The sequence below is a fragment of the Dyella kyungheensis genome (genome assembly GCF_016905005.1).
In the GTDB taxonomy this organism is placed as follows: Bacteria; Pseudomonadota; Gammaproteobacteria; order Xanthomonadales; family Rhodanobacteraceae; genus Dyella; species Dyella kyungheensis.
Window position 1 is genome coordinate 263907 of the sequence record NZ_JADIKC010000005.1, and the last position, 15679, is coordinate 279585.

Sequence of the window (15679 nt, forward strand, 5' to 3'; positions counted from 1 at the left end):
AAGGCGTCATCAGTGAGCAGACTGTGGAATTTCAGCGCTGGCCCGGCCGCGCTGCCGCAACCGGTATTGGAGCGAGCCCAGCGCGAACTGCTGGACTGGCAGGGCTGCGGGGCCTCGGTGATGGAGCTGTCCCATCGCGGCAAGCTGTTCATGGGCCTGGCCCAGCAGGCCGAAGCCGACCTGCGCGAGCTGCTGGCCATTCCCGACAACTACGCTGTGCTGTTCCTGCAGGGCGGCGCCACCCAGCACTTCGCCCAGATCCCGATGAACCTGGCGGACGAAGGTGCCAGCGCCGATTACGTAGTGACCGGCCATTGGGGCGAGAAGGCCGCCAGCGAAGCGGCGCCCTACGTGAAGGTGAATCTGGCCGGGAGCAGCAAGGACGAAAACTACCGGCGCCTGCCGCCACGCGAGACGTGGCAGCTCGATCCACGCGCCGCCTATGTGCACTACACGCCGAACGAAACCATCCACGGGGTGGAATTCCATGATGTCCCGGACGTCGGCGATGTGCCGCTGGTGGCCGACATGTCCTCGGACATCCTGTCGGGTCCGCTCGATGTGTCGAAGTTCGGGCTGATCTACGCGGGCGCGCAGAAGAACATCGGCCCGTCGGGCCTGGTGGTGATGATCGTGCGACGCGACCTGCTCGAACGCGCCTCCCGGCCGATGGCGCGCATCTTCCGCTACGCCGATCATGCGGCGAACGATTCCATGCTCAATACCCCCAACACCTGGGGCTGGTATCTGGCAGGGCTCACCTTCCAGTGGCTGAAAGAGCAGGGCGGGCTGGCCGTGATCGGTCAGCGCAACGAGGCGAAGGCCGCGCTGCTCTACGACGCCATCGATCACTCCGGCGGCTTCTATCGCAATCCGGTGGCGGTCGATTCGCGCTCGCGCATGAATGTGCCTTTCACGCTGCACGACAGCGCGCTCGACGCGGATTTCCTCAAGGCATCCGAAGCCGCCGGACTGCTCGCGCTCAAGGGCCACAAGGCGCTGGGCGGGATGCGTGCGTCGCTGTACAACGCCGTACCGCTGGAAGCCGTGCAGGCGCTGGTGGGTTTCATGAAGGATTTTGCCAAACGTCACGGATGAAACCGTTGCACGACAGGTCGCCGATCCATGACTATCGGTGATTCCCCCGCTGGACTTCTTGCTTTTGCAGCCCCGACATGACCGATAAGAAATCCTCGCTTTCCGACGTGCGCGAACGCATCGACAGCATCGATCAGCAGATCCAGCAGCTGATCTCCGAGCGCGCCGGCTGGGCGCAGGAAGTAGCCCGGGTGAAGGGCGAAGGGCTGTCGGCGATCGACTATTACCGTCCGGAACGCGAAGCCCATGTGCTGCGCATGGTGGTGGACCGCAACGACGGTCCGCTCACCGACGTGGAAATGGTGCGCCTGTTCCGCGAGATCATGTCTTCCTGCCTCGCGCAGGAAGATCCGCTCAAGGTCGGCTTTCTCGGTCCCGAGGGCACTTTCAGCGAGCAGGCGGTGCGCAAGCATTTCGGCCATGCCGCTTACGGCCTGCCGCTGGGCAGCATTGAGGAAGTGTTCCAGGAAGTGGCCGCGGGCCATGCCGATTTCGGCGTCGTGCCGGTGGAGAATTCCGGCCAGGGCATGATCCAGGTCACGCTGGACATGTTCCTCACCTCCGAGGCCACCATCTGCGGCGAAGTGGAACTGCGCGTGCATCAATGCCTGCATTCGATGCAGGGCACGCTGGACGGCATCAAGCGCGTCTATGCGCATGCGCAGTCGCTGCAGCAGTGCAAGACCTGGCTGCGCATCAACCTGCCGGGCGTCGAGTGCATCGCGGTGAGCAGCAATGCCGAAGCCGCGCGCCTGGCGCGCCATGCGGACGATGCCGCCGCCATCGCGGGCGAGACCGCCGGTCGCGTCTATGGGCTGAAGACGGTGGCGCAGGCGATCGAGGATCGCGCCGACAACACCACGCGTTTTCTGGTCATCGGCCGCTCGCTGTTTCCGCCGTCGGGCAACGACCGCACCTCGCTGCTGATCACCGTGAACGACAAGCCGGGCGCGCTGTATCACGTGCTCAAGCCGTTCGCCGAACACGACATCAGCCTCAATCGCATCGAATCGCGTCCCGCGCATTCGGGCAAATGGCAATACGCCTTCTTCATCGACGTCTCCGGCCACATCAACGACGAGCCGTTGCAGGCCGCGATGAAGGAAATGGGCGAAGCCGCCGCGCAGGTGCGCGTGCTCGGCTCGTACCCGGTGGCGCTGCCCTGATCTGTACCGGGCCGCTGCATGGCGGCCGTTGGAGAATTCATTGTGACCCGACTCGACTGGACCAGTCATAACGTTCGCGTGCTCCACGGCAGCGTGCGCGTGCCTGGCGACAAATCCGTTTCGCATCGTGCACTCATGCTGGGTGCGCTGGCCGAAGGCAGCTCGCATATTCGAGGCTTCCTGGAAGGCGAAGACACGCGCGCCACGGCGGCCGTGTTGCAACTGCTCGGTGTGCGCATCGACGCACCGGCCGACGGCGAACGCGTGGTGCATGGCGTGGGCCTGCATGGCCTGCGTGGAACCGCCGCGCAGCTCGATTGCGGCAATGCCGGCACCGGCATGCGCCTGCTTGCCGGCCTGCTGGCTGGGCAGGCCTTCGACAGCACGCTGGTGGGCGACGAATCGCTGTCCAAGCGCCCCATGCGTCGGGTGACCGATCCGCTCGAACGGATGGGCGCGAAGATCGACACGCAGAATGGCTTGCCGCCGCTGCAGGTGCGCGGCGGTCAGTCGCTGCAGGGCATTGCATACACTTTGCCGGTCGCGAGTGCGCAGGTGAAGTCGGCTCTGCTGCTCGCTGGCCTGTATGCAAAAGGCGAGACGGAAGTGATCGAGCCGCATCCAACCCGCGACTACACCGAGCGCATGCTGGCGGCCTTTGGCTGGCCGATCGATTTCGCGCCGGGCCGTGCACGTCTGAGTGGCGGACATACGCTTCGTGCCACTCAGGTCGATGTGCCGGCCGACTTTTCCTCGGCCGCGTTCTTCCTGGTCGCGGGCAGCATCGTGCCGGGTTCCGAATTGCGCTTGCCGACGGTGGGACTCAATCCGCGTCGCACCGGCCTGCTGCAGGCCTTGCGCCTGATGGGCGCGGATATCCGGGTGGAAAACGAACGCGAGAGCGGTGGCGAACCGGTGGGCGACCTGGTGGTGCGCCACGCACCGCTGCACGGCATCGAACTGCCCGAAGCGTTGGTGCCGGACATGATCGACGAATTCCCCGCGCTGTTCGTCGCAGCCACGGCAGCCCAGGGCAAGACCGTGGTGCGCGGCGCAGCCGAGTTGCGCGTGAAGGAATCGGATCGCCTGGCCGCGATGGCCACGGGGTTGCGCACGCTTGGCGCCGTCATCGACGAGACTCCCGATGGCGCAACGATCCACGGCGGCCCGCTGCATGGCGGCACCATCGAGAGCCACGGCGATCATCGCATCGCCATGAGTTTCGCGGTGGCCGGCCTGATCGCCAGCGGTGCGGTACGCATCAACGATTGCGCCAATGTGGCGACCTCGTTTCCGGGTTTCATCGAGCTGGCCAACGGCTGCGGATTCAGGCTGGAAACTGCCTGATTCCAGCAATTTGGTTTTCTGTGGGAGCGCACCCTGTGCGCGACTGGCAGGAACCGAGACCGTCCGGCATGCCCGTCGCGCACAGGGTGCGCTCCCACAAGGTCTCGCCCGTAGCAGTCGGTGCAGCTACCCTTGTGGCCTCACGCCGAGATCGCCATGCCCACTGCCACGCCTCCTTTCATCGTCGCCATTCCCGCCCGCTACGGTTCCACCCGCCTGCCGGCCAAGCCGCTGCGCGATATCGCCGGCGTGCCGATGGTGGTGCGCGTGGCGCAACGAGCGCTCGAGGCAGGTGCGTCGCAGGTGGTGGTGGCGGTGGACGACCGGCGCATTGCCGATGCACTGCAAGGCCAGGGCGTGGATGTGTGCATGACGCGCAGCGATCATGCCTCGGGCAGCGATCGCCTGGCCGAATGTGCCGAGCACTACGCGTGGCCCGACGACGCCATCGTGGTGAACCTGCAGGGCGACGAACCGTTCGCGCCGGCTGCGGGCATTCGCGAAGTTGCGCATGCGTTGGCCGAGGACGATGCGCCGATGGCCACGCTGGCCACGCCGATCTTGGACGCGCACGAACTGTTCGATCCCAACGTCGTCAAGCTGGTGCGGTCGGCGACGGGACGTGCCTTGTATTTCAGCCGCGCGCCCCTGCCGTGGGCACGCGACGCGTTCGCCGTTCACCGCAACGTGTTGCCCGAGAACATACCGTTCCTGCGCCACATCGGTATCTACGCCTATCGGGCGGCCTTCCTGAAGCGATACACCACGCTTGAGCGCACGCCGCTGGAGCAGGCCGAGTCGCTGGAGCAGTTGCGCGTGCTGGAACACGGTTTCCCGATTGCGGCCCGCCTCACGCCCGAGCCGTTCCCGCCGGGCATCGATACCGAAGCCGATCTGCAGCGCGCGGAACGCTGGCTGGCCGATTGTTGATCCTCAGCGCCCCCGGCGCAGCATCATCACCAGCAGTCCGCCCAACACCAGACCGACCACCAGCCCGATGCCGGCGCCCCACAGCGCACCGTTGGTGCCGGCGACGGCATGGCCGATCAGAACGCCGAGCACGAACAGGATGGGAAGCGGCAGACAGCCCACGAGCGCTACTCCGGTTTCTTGCCGACGGGCGACATCCGAATCCTAGCGGCCGGAATTATTTGTTGAACGCAATCGGTATCTGCACGTAGCCATCGGCAGGCGCGCCGTTCTTGACGGCCGGCTTGTACGACCAGCCCTTCACCGTGCGCACGGCCTCGTCATCGAGGGCCTTGGAACCCGACGACATCATCACGTGGAAGGATTTGGCCTTGCTGTCGGCCCCCACCTGCACCATCACCACGACCGTGCCGGTGCCGGCGGAATTCTTCATGGCGGCGGAAAAACGGGGAGCCGGCTGAGGACGATCCTCGTCGACGCTGGCCGGGTGATCGCCTGCGCTGTTGCTCGCCGGGCTGGCCGAGGACGTGGCGGCTGCGGGAGCGGCTGCGTTCTGCTCGATGGCTGCGGCGAGAGCCCCCTGGCACACGAGCATGGCGGCGGCCGCGGCCGCTATCGTAAAGAGCTTGCGCTTCACTTTCTTCCTCCCCTGTGGACCGCCCAAATATAGACAGACTTTGCGTTACACAACAATCGTGACTTTGGTCATTCTCCAGGGCTTGATTGCGGGCCTTTTCGCAGCCATTTCGTTGGTTCATACGATGTCGCCAGCCCCGAGGTCGCTCTCCCGATGAATGCCATGGACCCGCCATCCATCCTGTTCGTGTGCCTGGGCAACATCTGCCGTTCGCCGCTGGTGGAGGCCGTGGCGCGCCAGCGCAGCGCCCAGGCGGGCCTCGCGCTGACGCTGGCCTCCTGCGGCACCGGGCACTGGCACGCGGGCAAGGGGGCCGATCCACGCATGCTCCGTGCGGCGGCGGATGCGGGCTATGACCTGTCGCCGCATCGGGCGCGGCAAGTACGGGCGGCCGATTTTCAGGATTTCGACTGGGTGCTGGCGATGGACCAGGACAATCTGGAAACGCTCCAGGGCCTGCGTCGCGACGGTTCGGAACCGGCATTGTTCCTGCCCTGGGCAGGTGTTGCCGGGCCGGCGGAATTTCCCGATCCGTACTACGGCGACACCGACGGCTTCCGCCGCGCCGTAGCGCTGGCCGAGCAGGGCGTGGATGGCCTGATCGCCCGCCTGCGGCGCCGGTGAGCGGATAGAATCACACGATGCAGTCCACTCCGCCGCCGCAAGCCTTCGACGGCAAGGCTTTCGTCAAAAACCTCAGTACCTCGCCCGGCGTCTATCGTTATTTCGACGAGGACGGCGATCTCCTGTACGTGGGCAAGGCCGGCAATCTCAAGAAGCGCGTCGGCAGCTATTTCCTGAAGCCGCGGATGGAGCCGCGCATCGCGGCGATGGTGTCGCAGATCGCGCGCGTCGAGATCACCATCACCCGTACCGAGGGTGAGGCGCTGCTGCTCGAATCGCAGCTGATCAAGTCGCTCAAGCCGCGCTACAACATCCTGCTGCGCGACGACAAAAGCTATCCGTACATCTACCTGTCCGGTGGCGAGGACTATCCGCGGCTCGCCTTCCATCGCGGTGCGCGCAACATGCCGGGCCGTTATTTCGGCCCGTATCCCAGCACGTTTGCGGTGCGCGAAAGCCTCAACTTGATGCAGAAGCTGTTCAAGGTGCGCCAGTGCGAGGACAGCTATTTCAAGAACCGTTCGCGCCCCTGCCTGCAACATCAGATCGGCCGGTGCACCGCGCCGTGCGTGCAGTTCATCACCGTCGACGACTATCGCAACGACGTGCGCCACGCCGAGATGTTCCTCGAGGGCCGCAGCAGCGCGGTGATCGACGAACTGGCCGGACAGATGGAGCAGGCCAGCAAATCGCTGGAGTTCGAGCGTGCCGCCGCGTTCCGCGACCAGGTCGCCGCGCTGCGCAAGCTGCAGGCCGAACACCATGTGCAGGGCGCCAGCGCGGACATGGACGTGCTGGCCTGCTGCATCGAGGCGGGCATGGTCTGCGTGAGCGTGCTGTTCTTCCGCAACGGCATCAGCCTGGGTACGCGCGATTTCTTCCCGCGCCTGCCGCTGGATGCCGAACCGGCCGATGTGCTGGAGCAGTTCATCGCGCAGTACTACCTGGATCGACCGGTGCCGCGCGAACTGATTCTCGGTGAGACGCTGCCGACCCAGCAGATCCTCGGCGAGATGCTGGCGCAGCAGTCGGGCCACGCGGTGGAGCTGAAATCCAGCGTGCGCGGCGAACGCGCGCGCTTCCTGCAGATGGCCGAGCGCAATGCGCAGGCCTCGCTCACCGCCAGGCTCGCCAGTCGGCAGACGCTGGGGGCGCGCTTCGACGACCTGCAGAAATTGCTGGAGCTGGACGAATCGCCGCGCCGCATCGAGTGCTTCGACATCAGCCACACGATGGGCGAACTCACCGTGGCCTCGTGCGTGGTGTTCGGTCCCGAGGGGCCGGAGAAATCGCACTACCGCCGTTTCAATATCACCGGCATCACGGGCGGCGATGACTATGCCGCCATGCATCAGGCCTTGGTGCGGCGGTTTCGCAAGCTGGCCGATGGCGAGGGTGCACGCCCCGATGTGCTGCTGATCGACGGTGGCAGCGGGCAGGTGGCACAGGCGCTGGACGTGCTGCGCGAGCTGGGCGTTACCGGCATCCACGTGGTGGGCGTGGCCAAGGGGCCGGGCCGGCGGGCCGGCGAGGAGACGCTGGTGCTGGCCGATTCCGGCCGCAACCTGCATCCGGGCCCCTCGTCGCCGGCGCTGCACCTGGTGTCGGCCGTGCGCGACGAGGCCCATCGCTTTGCCATCACCGGCCATCGCAAGCGGCGCGAGAAAGCGCGCGAGCGCAGCGTGCTGGAGGATGTGCCGGGCGTAGGTGCGAGGCGCCGTTCGGCCCTGCTCAAGGCTTTTGGCGGCCTGCAGGGCGTGGAAGCGGCCGGCGTGGAAGAGCTGACCCGCGTCAAAGGTATCGACCGCGGACTGGCCGAACGCATCTATGCTGCACTTCATGGCTGATCGACACGACATGGAGTGTTCGGCGTCATTCCGGCGAAAGCCAAAATCCCTCATGATTCGGGCTGTGGGCGACGGGCGATCTATTCGATGATTCCCGCGTCCCCGTGCTGAGCGCTTCAACCGGAAAGGATCTATGCACATCAACCTGCCCACCTGGCTGACCCTGTTCCGCGTACTGCTGTTGCCGGTCATGGTGGTGGTGTTCTATTGGCAGTTTCCGGGGCACAACATCACGGCAGCCATCGTGTTCGCGCTGGCGGCCGTCACCGACTGGCTGGACGGCTATCTCGCCCGGCGCATGAATCTCACCTCGGCCTTCGGTGCCTTCCTCGACCCGGTGGCCGACAAGCTGATGGTGGCAGTGACGCTGTTCCTGCTGGTGGAAACCCATCGCGGCGGCTGGCCGGGCATCCTGATGGCGATCACCGCAGCCATCATCGTGGGGCGTGAGATCAGCGTCTCCGCCTTGCGCGAATGGATGGCCGAGATCGGCATGCGCGCCACCATCAAGGTGGCGTTCATCGGCAAGCTCAAGACCGCCATGCAGATGGTGGCGCTGATCGTGCTGATCGTGCAGCACGAGAAGGACGCCGAGGCCCTGCGCCTGTATCACATCGGTGAGGGACTGCTGGTGATCGCCGGCATCCTCACCATCTGGTCGGGGCTGTATTACCTGCGCGCCGCCTGGCCCAGCCTGAAGGGCGACGGTTCGGGCCACGCCTTGCCCCGCAACGACGACTAGGTTTCTTTGTGACAGGTGCTTGACGGCCGCGGATTAGCCATTACAATGCGCGACTCCGATGCGGGAATAGCTCAGTTGGTAGAGCACGACCTTGCCAAGGTCGGGGTCGCGAGTTCGAGTCTCGTTTCCCGCTCCAGATTCGGTGGATTGAAGCATCGCAATCCACACAAGAAAGCGACCCTCGTGGTCGCTTTTTTTATGGCCGAACGGAAAGGCGCGCGAAGCATGTAAGGTTTTCGATGCGCCGAGGGACTCTTCTGACGAATCTGCTCACGAAAGGAGATCGTCCGATGGTAGCCGTGCTCGAACGTTCCACCGACACCGTCCCGGTACGCAGGGTCGCCTCTTGGTGCCTGGAAGGGCTGCGGTTGTGGCGACGCTATCCGCTACGCCTGTTTTTGCTCAGTCTTGCCCCCATGGTGCTGGAGGCGCTGCTGCAGCTTGTCCCGCTCGTAGGCGTGGCCTTGTCCAAGGTCTTTCCGCTGTTGTTGAGTATCGGTGTCCTTCAGGGACTGGTGGATGCCGTTTCGTCCGGCAGACTGCGTTGGAGCAGCCCGTTGCGCCTCTGGCAGCACAGCTATCGCTGGCGTGCGCTGGGACTGGCGTTGCTGTGCGGTCCGCTGGTGTTTGGTCTGCAGCAACTGGGGGTGGCAGCCATCTACGGCTGGCCGGCCGTGGATGCCATCCTGCTGGGCCATGTAGCGGCGCATCCCGAGTTCGCGAATCGCACTTTCAGTTGCCTGCTCATCTTGCCAGGCGTGCCTGTTGCCATCGGGCTGGGTCTGGCGCCGATGTTCGTGATGTTTCGCAACGCCACGCCTTGGCAGGCCATGCAGCGAAGCCTGACGACTATGCTTCGGTCGCCTGCCGCGTTTTCAATGTATGCAGGAATCCAGCTGTTGCTCACCGCTGGCATGCTGCTGGTGCCGTTCGGACTTCTGTTGCTCCTGCCATTGCTGCCGTGGATGACGGCATGCTGGTACGTGATCTGGACGGACCTGGGCCGGACCGCGGACAAGTCGTGATCCGATGACTCGCGATGACGGGCAAGACAGAAGCTTTGACGATGTTCTGCGACGGCACGCTGGATTGCTCTCGCGCATCGCCGCGAGCTACGAGGCCGATCCGGCGTTGCGTGACGATCTGCTGCAGGACATGGCGCTCGCTTTATGGCGCGCCTTGCCGAACTGGCGAGGGGAAGCGCCGCTGCGCGCCTTCGTTGCACGCGTGGCGCACAACCGCGGCGCGACTCACGTGGTCGGACAGATGCGCAGCCCCCTGGGCGGTGCGCTGAGCGATGACTGGATAGAGCCGCGGCACGGCCCTGATGGCCACGCGGAACTCGAAGAACGGCGCGTGCGCCTGCAGGACGCGGTGAGGCGCCTGCCGCTGTCCCAGCGGCAGGCCGTGACCCTGGCCCTGGAGGGGTTCAGCCACGCGGAGATCGCCGATGCGCTTGGCATCACCGCCAACAGCGTCGGCGTGCGCCTCAACCGTGCAAAAGCCGCATTGAAATCCGTACTGGGAGAAGACGCATGAGCGGGCAGGGCAACGACTGGTCCGAGTGGGGCGAGCTATGGCGCGATCAGCCGGCCGTGGATGTGTCCCAACTCGCCCGGGCCGCGTCTCGCAAACGCTGGCGCATGCGCGTCATCGTGGCGTTGGAGCTGCTGATGTCGGCAGTTGCATGCGCGCAGTGCCTGAGGTTCATGAGCATCACGACGGGGCGTTGGCAAGTCTGGAGTATCGCCACCCTCGTGTTCATGCTCGTCCTTCAATGGCTGTATCTGCATGTGCGCCGCGGCACCTGGCAGGCTTCGGGCGATGACGTGCGCAGCTTGCTGCAGCTGTCGCTTCAGCGTGCTGCGGCGGGTGTGCGTCTGGCCAGGATCAATCTCTGGAGCACCGCGGTGTGGGTCGTGCTGACCGTGCTGGTCAGCGTGCCGGAGTTGGAGCCTTCCCGTTGGCAGGCCGATCCGAAACTCAAATGGACCCTTGTGCTCCAGTGCGCGGTCAACGGCCCGTTGATCCTGGCGATCATCGTCTTCTGCCTCTGGTACATCCGGCGGCAGCGCGCGCGTATTGCGCGAATAGGAGAACTGCTGAGACCCGATCCGACCTGAGATTTGTCCGCGCATCCGCCCGCAAGAGCCTTTGTACCGGCGACTGTCGCTTCGCGGCCGCGCCATGGGTACCAGGCAATCGCAAGAACATGACGTTCGGCTCATACAACGCCCGCGCCGAACGACCATAGTTTGCTGGCGTTCGACGCGTCACGCCGGATCGCCATCACCTCGGCTCAGTCGTAAACCTCCGCCAACCATGGCGCAGCCTCACTTCGCCTGGAACCTCCATGGGTATTTTGCGTCTTGGAAAATGGATTTCCGTTGTCTTGCTCGTATTGGTGGTTGCGGGCGGCGCGCTGTTTTACGTTTTCAACCGAACCTTCTATCCCGACGCACCGGTGGCGGACTTTCCGCCGCCCAACGACCTGGCGAGTGCGCAGAAGCAGGATTTCGAGCACTTCAAGCATTACCTCGAGCTGGACAAGGCTTATACGCCGGCAGCGCGCAAGGAAGCGGAACAGATGTTGGCCAATCAGTCGGCCAAAGCCGGCACGCTGACTCCCGCGCAGTTTGACCTGGCCATTGCGCGCATCGTGGCGCTGGCCGATAACGCTCACTCGTCGGTGTCCAGGGGGCCGCTGTCGCGCAGGCATAATCGACTGCCGTGCCGCTTCTATCGTTTTTCGGACGGCTATTTCGTGCTACGCGCGCAAGAGGCGTGCGCGCCGCTGCTGGGAGCCAAGGTGCTGGCCATCGACGGTGTGCCGGTCGACGAAGTCGCCAACCGGATGTATGCGTACACCGGCGGGCCGCGGAATCATTACGACCAGTCCGCGTCGCCGCTCTTTCTGGAGTCTCCCGAGCTGCTGCATGCTGCGGGGCAGGCAACCCAGGCCGATCGCATCCTGCTTCGTGTGCGCCTTGCCGATGGCTCAGAGGCCGAGCAGGTCGTGCTGGCCGATCCGGCCAACCCGGACGAGCCGCGCGTGTTCTCCGATGCCTATCTGTCGCCTGATCCTGTCGATGGCGAAGCTCCAGGCTGGACATCGCCGTTGACCGCCGACGCCGAGCTGCCGTTGTTTCTTCGCGACTACGGCAATCCTTTCAGGTCGACCTACGATGCGCATAGCGGCGTCTACTACGTGCAGTTCAAAAGCAACCAGGACGAGAAGGGGCATCCCATTGCGCCGTTTGTCGCCCTCGTGAAGCGGGAGATCACGTCGCACAAGCCGCGCGCCATCGTGCTCGACCTGCGCCTGGATCGAGGTGGCGATTTCACCACGACGGCCAACCTGATGAAGAACCTTCCGCGGTTGGCGGATACGGTGCAGCACGTTTACGTGCTTACCAGCGCCTGGACCTTTTCCGCAGGCAACGTCGGCGTGGCATTGCTGAAGGAACACGGCGGCGGCAAGGTGACCGTGATCGGCGAGCCCGTGGGTGATCGCCTGCGTCTATGGGCCGAGGGTGGCAGCATGGTGCTTCCCAACTCGAAGCTGCGCATTGGCTACGCCACCGGCTTGCACGACTATCGCCGCCCGTGTCGCGCTGAGCCGGGTTGTTACTGGATCATGGCCTTTTACCCCACGCATATCGCCAGCTTCGAACCAGACGTTCGCGTGGAGTACCGCTACGCCGACTACCGGGCCTTGCGCGATCCCCTGCTGGAGAGGGCGATGGAACTGGCGGCCGCGGATCGCGCTGGCGTCGTGAATTGACGCCAGCACGGTCGGGTCGTCGGCGACGCCGGTGTCAGTGCGTCTGCTTGCGGTGCTCGATCGCCTGCCGGCGATAGAGCGGGTAGCACAGGGCCAGGCAGATGAACCAGATTGGTGTGTAGATCAGACCCTGCAGGGTGTCCTGCTTCTGCGCGAACACCCATAGCACGAAGGCGAAGAAGGCCAGCACGATCCAGCACATCGCGACGCCGCCGGGCATCTTGAAGATCGAGGTGGCGTGGCGCTCCGGATGCAGTTTCCGGTAGCGCATGTAGGCGATCATGATGAGCGACCACACGAAGATGAAGCAGATGCTGGAGATGGTGGTGACGATGGTGAAGACCTTCATGACGTCGCCTTCCTGGTAGAGCAGGAACACGCCGATGAAGAGCAGGAAACACGAATACGCCAGGCCGTTCGCGGGCACGTTGTTGTTGCTCAGTCTGGCGAACGGCTTGGGGCCGAGGCGGCCGGCCGAAAGACCGTAAAGCATGCGACCGGTCGAGTAGATGCCGCTGTTGGCGGAGGACGTCGCTGAGGTAAGCACCACGAAGTTGATCAGGCTCGCGGCGATCGGAATGCCGATCAGCATGAACAGGTTCACGAACGGGCTGCGATCCGGCGCCACTTCGTTCCACGGCGTGACTGTCATGATCACCAGCAGGGCGAGCACGTAGAAGATGATCACGCGGATGGGAATGGAGTTGATTGCCTTGGGCAAGGTCTTTTCCGGATCGCGCGCCTCGGCCGATGCCGTGCCCACGAGCTCGATGCCGACGAAGGCGAACACGGCGATCTGGAACGCCGCCATGAATCCTGAACCGCCGTGCGGGAACCAGCCGCCGTTCGCCCAGAGATTGGACACCGCCGCCTTGGCGCCGGTCGGCGAAGTGAAGCCGATGGCGATCAGCACGATGCCGACGGCGATCAGCGCCACGATGGCGATGATCTTCACCAGCGCAAACCAGAACTCCATTTCGCCGAACAGCTTGACGGTGAGCAAGTTGAGGCCCAGCAGCAGGAGAATGCAGGCCGATCCGGGCAGCCACAGCGGCACGTGCGGCGCCCAGAACTGGATATAGCCGGTGATGGCCGCTATGTCCGCGATGCCCGTGACCACCCAGCAGAACCAGTAGGTCCATCCGGTGAAGAAACCCGCCCAGGGGCCGAGCAGGTCGTAGTTGAAGTCGACGAACGACTTGTAGTTCAGGTTGGACAGCAGCAGCTCGCCCATCGCCCGCATCATGAAGAACAGCACGCTGCCGATGATCGCGTAGGCGAAGATCACCGATGGACCGGCGAGACTGATGGTCTTGCCCGAGCCCATGAACAGGCCGGTGCCAATGGCGCCGCCGATGGCGATCAGCTGCAGGTGGCGGTTGCGCAGGTTTCGCTGCAGGTGATGTTCGGGTTGGCCGCTCGCAACGGTCGGTTCGTGGTTTTGCATGGGCGGCACGATCCTTTCGATGGTCGAAAGAGAGCATCCTAAAGGAGGTCGCGCTGCATGCCTATTGGGCGTCGTGGAAGATGATGCCCAGCGTATGGCGCTGGCCATGGCGCATGCGGCTCACGCCGTGGCGCATGGTCACCCGGTAGGAACCCCTGCTGCCGGCCACCGGACGCTGGTTGACGGCAAAGATCACCGCGTCGCCCTGCCGCAGCGGCACCACTTCCACGCGCGACTGCATGCGCGGACGCTGCTCGGTGAGCACGAACTCGCCGCCGCTGAAGTCGCGCCCAGGTTCGGACAGCAGGATCGCCACCTGCAGCGGAAACACGTGTTCGCCGTAAAGATCCTGATGCAGGCAGTTGTAGTCGCCGGGGCCGTACTTGAGCAGGAGCGGCGTGGAGCGCGTCTGGCCGGCGTCGTGGCAGCGCGCCAGGAACGCCTCGTGCGTGGCGGGATACTGCACCTCGATCCCCATGCGGGCGTTCCATTGGTTGGCCAGTGGCGCCAGGTGCGGATAGAGCGCGCTGCGCAATGGCTGCACGGGATCGGGTAGGGGATAGCGAAAGTACTTGTATTCGCCCCGGCCGAAGTTGTGGCGCGCCATCACCACGCGGCTGCGGTACAGCGATTCGTTGGCGTATTGGCCGGCGATATGGTCGCACCGCCCGGTATCGAGCAGACCCTGGATCACCGTACTGCCGCGTTCATCCAGCTCCGATAGCGCGATTTGCCAGTCGATGGCATCGATGCGCGAGGCGATCGGTTGGCTGGGCGAATCGGTGAGTCGTGCGTGCATGGCCGGCGCTCGAGTGGCGGATCCCGAAAACTAGCCGACGGCGATGGCGCCCGCACTCCGTTTCTTGCGAATCACCAGACCAGGTCGTCGGGCACCTTGAACTGGCTGTAGAACTCGTCGTCGTCGCTGGCCGGCTTCGCCTCGGCGGCGTGGCCGTGGTCCAGCACGATGACGCTGGCATCACGCTCGCGCAGCTTGTCGGCCGCGGCGCGCGGCAACAGCTCGTAGCCGTCCCCCTGGCGCGCAATCACCAGCGTGCCCTTGGCCAGCTGCGCGCGCAGCACCTCGTTCACCAGCACGCTGTGGATCTTGTCGCCATCGTTGAAGCGGTAGCTGATTTCGCCCTCGCGCTTCACCTTGTGGGTCTCGATGATCTGGCGCACCTGCGCGGCGATCTCACGGGCATGCGCCTGCGCGTTGCGCTCGGCAGCCAGGGCGCGATCGCGTTCGGCGCGTTCGGCCTGCAGGCGCTGGGTATCGATCTTCTCGGGTGCCTCGGTGGCCACGGGCTTGCCCTGGCGCTGCTTGGCCTGTTCGCGTGCCACCTGGTCGACCTTGCCCTTCTTGGCGAGGCCGGCCTTGAGCAACTGTTCCTGCAAGGGATTGCGCATGCGTGGAGCGTCCGGAAAACGTGACCTGGGATTGTAGCGCGGGTCCGGCTCGCGGCGATCTGCGGCCCCGTGAGACGCGCCATGGCATGATGGTCCCCGGCAGGGCTCCTCACCAAAGGATGTGCCGTGATCCCGCATTTCACCGACCATTCGGCCAACGAGCGCACTTATCTCGCCTGGGTTCGCACCGCCATCTCGGTGATGGCGTTCGGCTTCCTGCTCGAGCGCTTCGACATCTTCCTGCTGTTCACTTCGCGCGCGGCGGCCAAGGTGACCGAAGGCCTGCATACGCAGGCATCGCAATGGCTGGGCCTGGGGCTGCTGCTGGTGGGCGCGTTGATGATCGTGGGTGCCACAATCCGCTTCTATCGCAATCGCAAGGCGATCGAGGCGGCGGACTCGTCCATGTATGGCGACTCGTGGACGGCGCGCGGCATGGCGGTGTTGTTGGTGCTGATGGCGATCTTTTTGACGCTGTATGTGGCGAGGCAGATTGCGGCGCTGAGTTGAGGCTCCAGCTCGTCATTCCGGCGCAGGCCGGAATCCAGCAGCGGTGCATGCCGGTTGTCGCGATAACCAGATTCATCGCACCTGGATTCCGGCCTGCGCCGGAATGACGAGCAAAAAAAGCATTGGTGCTGAACGGA

General features: G+C 64.7%; 17 protein-coding genes and 1 tRNA gene. 13 read left to right on the top strand and 5 right to left on the bottom strand.

The features are described 5' to 3' along the window. Positions 1-12 precede the first annotated feature (12 nt). The 4 genes from serC to kdsB all read left to right on the top strand — a co-directional run bounded on the left by serC (position 13) and on the right by kdsB (position 4541). Positions 13-1098 carry a 3-phosphoserine/phosphohydroxythreonine transaminase gene (serC, locus tag ISP20_RS12555; RefSeq protein WP_204636430.1) on the top strand — a complete coding sequence of 362 codons (1086 nt, stop codon included), beginning with the start codon at positions 13-15 and terminating at the stop codon, positions 1096-1098. Between the two features lie 77 nt (positions 1099-1175). Next, positions 1176-2264 carry a prephenate dehydratase gene (gene pheA, locus ISP20_RS12560; protein WP_204636431.1) on the top strand — a complete coding sequence of 363 codons (1089 nt, stop codon included), beginning with the start codon at positions 1176-1178 and terminating at the stop codon, positions 2262-2264. Between the two features lie 39 nt (positions 2265-2303). After that, on the top strand, positions 2304-3611 hold the full coding sequence (gene aroA / locus ISP20_RS12565; protein WP_204636634.1) for a 3-phosphoshikimate 1-carboxyvinyltransferase: 1308 nt from the start codon (positions 2304-2306) through the stop codon (positions 3609-3611). Between the two features lie 156 nt (positions 3612-3767). Next, positions 3768-4541 carry a 3-deoxy-manno-octulosonate cytidylyltransferase gene (gene kdsB / locus ISP20_RS12570; protein WP_204636432.1) on the top strand — a complete coding sequence of 258 codons (774 nt, stop codon included), beginning with the start codon at positions 3768-3770 and terminating at the stop codon, positions 4539-4541. Between the two features lie 3 nt (positions 4542-4544). Here the strand turns inward: kdsB and ISP20_RS12575 are convergent, their stop codons facing one another. Next, positions 4545-4703: a hypothetical protein gene (locus tag ISP20_RS12575; protein WP_204636433.1), complete on the bottom strand. Its 159-nt coding sequence runs from the start codon at positions 4701-4703 to the stop codon at positions 4545-4547. A gap of 55 nt (positions 4704-4758) precedes the next feature. Next, the gene (locus ISP20_RS21740; RefSeq protein ID WP_204636434.1) at positions 4759-5178 is read right to left on the bottom strand and encodes a TonB family protein; all 420 of its coding nucleotides are present in this window, start codon (positions 5176-5178) and stop codon (positions 4759-4761) included. 162 nt (positions 5179-5340) lie between these two features. On the opposite strand from ISP20_RS21740, the gene ISP20_RS12585 reads away from it, so the two are divergent. The 8 genes from ISP20_RS12585 to ISP20_RS12620 all read left to right on the top strand — a co-directional run bounded on the left by ISP20_RS12585 (position 5341) and on the right by ISP20_RS12620 (position 12175). Then, positions 5341-5802: a low molecular weight protein-tyrosine-phosphatase gene (locus tag ISP20_RS12585; RefSeq protein ID WP_239535760.1), complete on the top strand. Its 462-nt coding sequence runs from the start codon at positions 5341-5343 to the stop codon at positions 5800-5802. A gap of 17 nt (positions 5803-5819) precedes the next feature. After that, positions 5820-7649 carry an excinuclease ABC subunit UvrC gene (gene uvrC, locus ISP20_RS12590; protein ID WP_204636436.1) on the top strand — a complete coding sequence of 610 codons (1830 nt, stop codon included), beginning with the start codon at positions 5820-5822 and terminating at the stop codon, positions 7647-7649. Between the two features lie 133 nt (positions 7650-7782). Then, positions 7783-8391: a CDP-diacylglycerol--glycerol-3-phosphate 3-phosphatidyltransferase gene (pgsA, locus tag ISP20_RS12595; protein WP_204636437.1), complete on the top strand. Its 609-nt coding sequence runs from the start codon at positions 7783-7785 to the stop codon at positions 8389-8391. 60 nt (positions 8392-8451) lie between these two features. Continuing rightward, positions 8452-8527 (top strand) — tRNA-Gly (locus ISP20_RS12600). A gap of 154 nt (positions 8528-8681) precedes the next feature. Continuing rightward, positions 8682-9416: a hypothetical protein gene (locus tag ISP20_RS12605; protein ID WP_204636438.1), complete on the top strand. Its 735-nt coding sequence runs from the start codon at positions 8682-8684 to the stop codon at positions 9414-9416. 4 nt (positions 9417-9420) lie between these two features. After that, entirely contained in the window at positions 9421-9930 is a 510-nt protein-coding gene (locus tag ISP20_RS12610) for an RNA polymerase sigma factor (protein WP_204636439.1), read from the top strand. Beyond that, on the top strand, positions 9927-10514 hold the full coding sequence (locus tag ISP20_RS12615) for a hypothetical protein (protein ID WP_204636440.1): 588 nt from the start codon (positions 9927-9929) through the stop codon (positions 10512-10514). Before ISP20_RS12610 ends, ISP20_RS12615 begins: the two co-directional genes overlap by 4 nt. A gap of 230 nt (positions 10515-10744) precedes the next feature. Beyond that, entirely contained in the window at positions 10745-12175 is a 1431-nt protein-coding gene (locus tag ISP20_RS12620) for a S41 family peptidase (RefSeq protein ID WP_204636441.1), read from the top strand. Positions 12176-12209: 34 nt separating this feature from the next. Here ISP20_RS12620 and cycA read toward each other — a convergent pair whose 3' ends face one another. From cycA to ISP20_RS12635, 3 genes are all read right to left on the bottom strand, one after another. Further along, positions 12210-13622, bottom strand: coding sequence for a D-serine/D-alanine/glycine transporter (gene cycA, locus ISP20_RS12625; protein WP_204636442.1), 1413 nt, complete (start codon positions 13620-13622; stop codon positions 12210-12212). Positions 13623-13683: 61 nt separating this feature from the next. Next, positions 13684-14421 (bottom strand): 2OG-Fe(II) oxygenase, encoded by a 738-nt coding sequence (locus tag ISP20_RS12630; RefSeq protein ID WP_204636443.1) that lies wholly within the window; start codon positions 14419-14421, stop codon positions 13684-13686. A 71-nt stretch (positions 14422-14492) separates the two neighbouring features. Then, on the bottom strand, positions 14493-15032 hold the full coding sequence (locus ISP20_RS12635; RefSeq protein ID WP_204636444.1) for a DUF2058 domain-containing protein: 540 nt from the start codon (positions 15030-15032) through the stop codon (positions 14493-14495). Between the two features lie 126 nt (positions 15033-15158). Between ISP20_RS12635 and ISP20_RS12640 the strand changes: the two genes are divergently transcribed. Then, positions 15159-15542, top strand: a complete 384-nt coding sequence (locus ISP20_RS12640; RefSeq protein ID WP_204636445.1) for a DUF202 domain-containing protein — start codon at positions 15159-15161, stop codon at positions 15540-15542. Positions 15543-15679 lie beyond the last annotated feature (137 nt).

Excerpts from the sequence above, each read along its gene's own strand:
- pheA (WP_204636431.1), top strand. The coding sequence starts at position 1,176 with ATGACCGATAAGAAATCCTCGCTTTCCGACGTGCGCGAACGCATCGAC.
- kdsB (WP_204636432.1), top strand. The coding sequence starts at position 3,768 with ATGCCCACTGCCACGCCTCCTTTCATCGTCGCCATTCCCGCCCGCTAC.
- pgsA (WP_204636437.1), top strand. The coding sequence starts at position 7,783 with ATGCACATCAACCTGCCCACCTGGCTGACCCTGTTCCGCGTACTGCTG.
- ISP20_RS12630 (WP_204636443.1), bottom strand. The coding sequence starts at position 14,421 with ATGCACGCACGACTCACCGATTCGCCCAGCCAACCGATCGCCTCGCGC.
- ISP20_RS12615 (WP_204636440.1), top strand. The coding sequence starts at position 9,927 with ATGAGCGGGCAGGGCAACGACTGGTCCGAGTGGGGCGAGCTATGGCGC.
- cycA (WP_204636442.1), bottom strand. The coding sequence starts at position 13,622 with ATGCAAAACCACGAACCGACCGTTGCGAGCGGCCAACCCGAACATCAC.
- ISP20_RS12635 (WP_204636444.1), bottom strand. The coding sequence starts at position 15,032 with ATGCGCAATCCCTTGCAGGAACAGTTGCTCAAGGCCGGCCTCGCCAAG.
- ISP20_RS12620 (WP_204636441.1), top strand. The coding sequence starts at position 10,745 with ATGGGTATTTTGCGTCTTGGAAAATGGATTTCCGTTGTCTTGCTCGTA.
- ISP20_RS12605 (WP_204636438.1), top strand. The coding sequence starts at position 8,682 with ATGGTAGCCGTGCTCGAACGTTCCACCGACACCGTCCCGGTACGCAGG.
- uvrC (WP_204636436.1), top strand. The coding sequence starts at position 5,820 with ATGCAGTCCACTCCGCCGCCGCAAGCCTTCGACGGCAAGGCTTTCGTC.
- ISP20_RS12610 (WP_204636439.1), top strand. The coding sequence starts at position 9,421 with ATGACTCGCGATGACGGGCAAGACAGAAGCTTTGACGATGTTCTGCGA.
- ISP20_RS12585 (WP_239535760.1), top strand. The coding sequence starts at position 5,341 with ATGGACCCGCCATCCATCCTGTTCGTGTGCCTGGGCAACATCTGCCGT.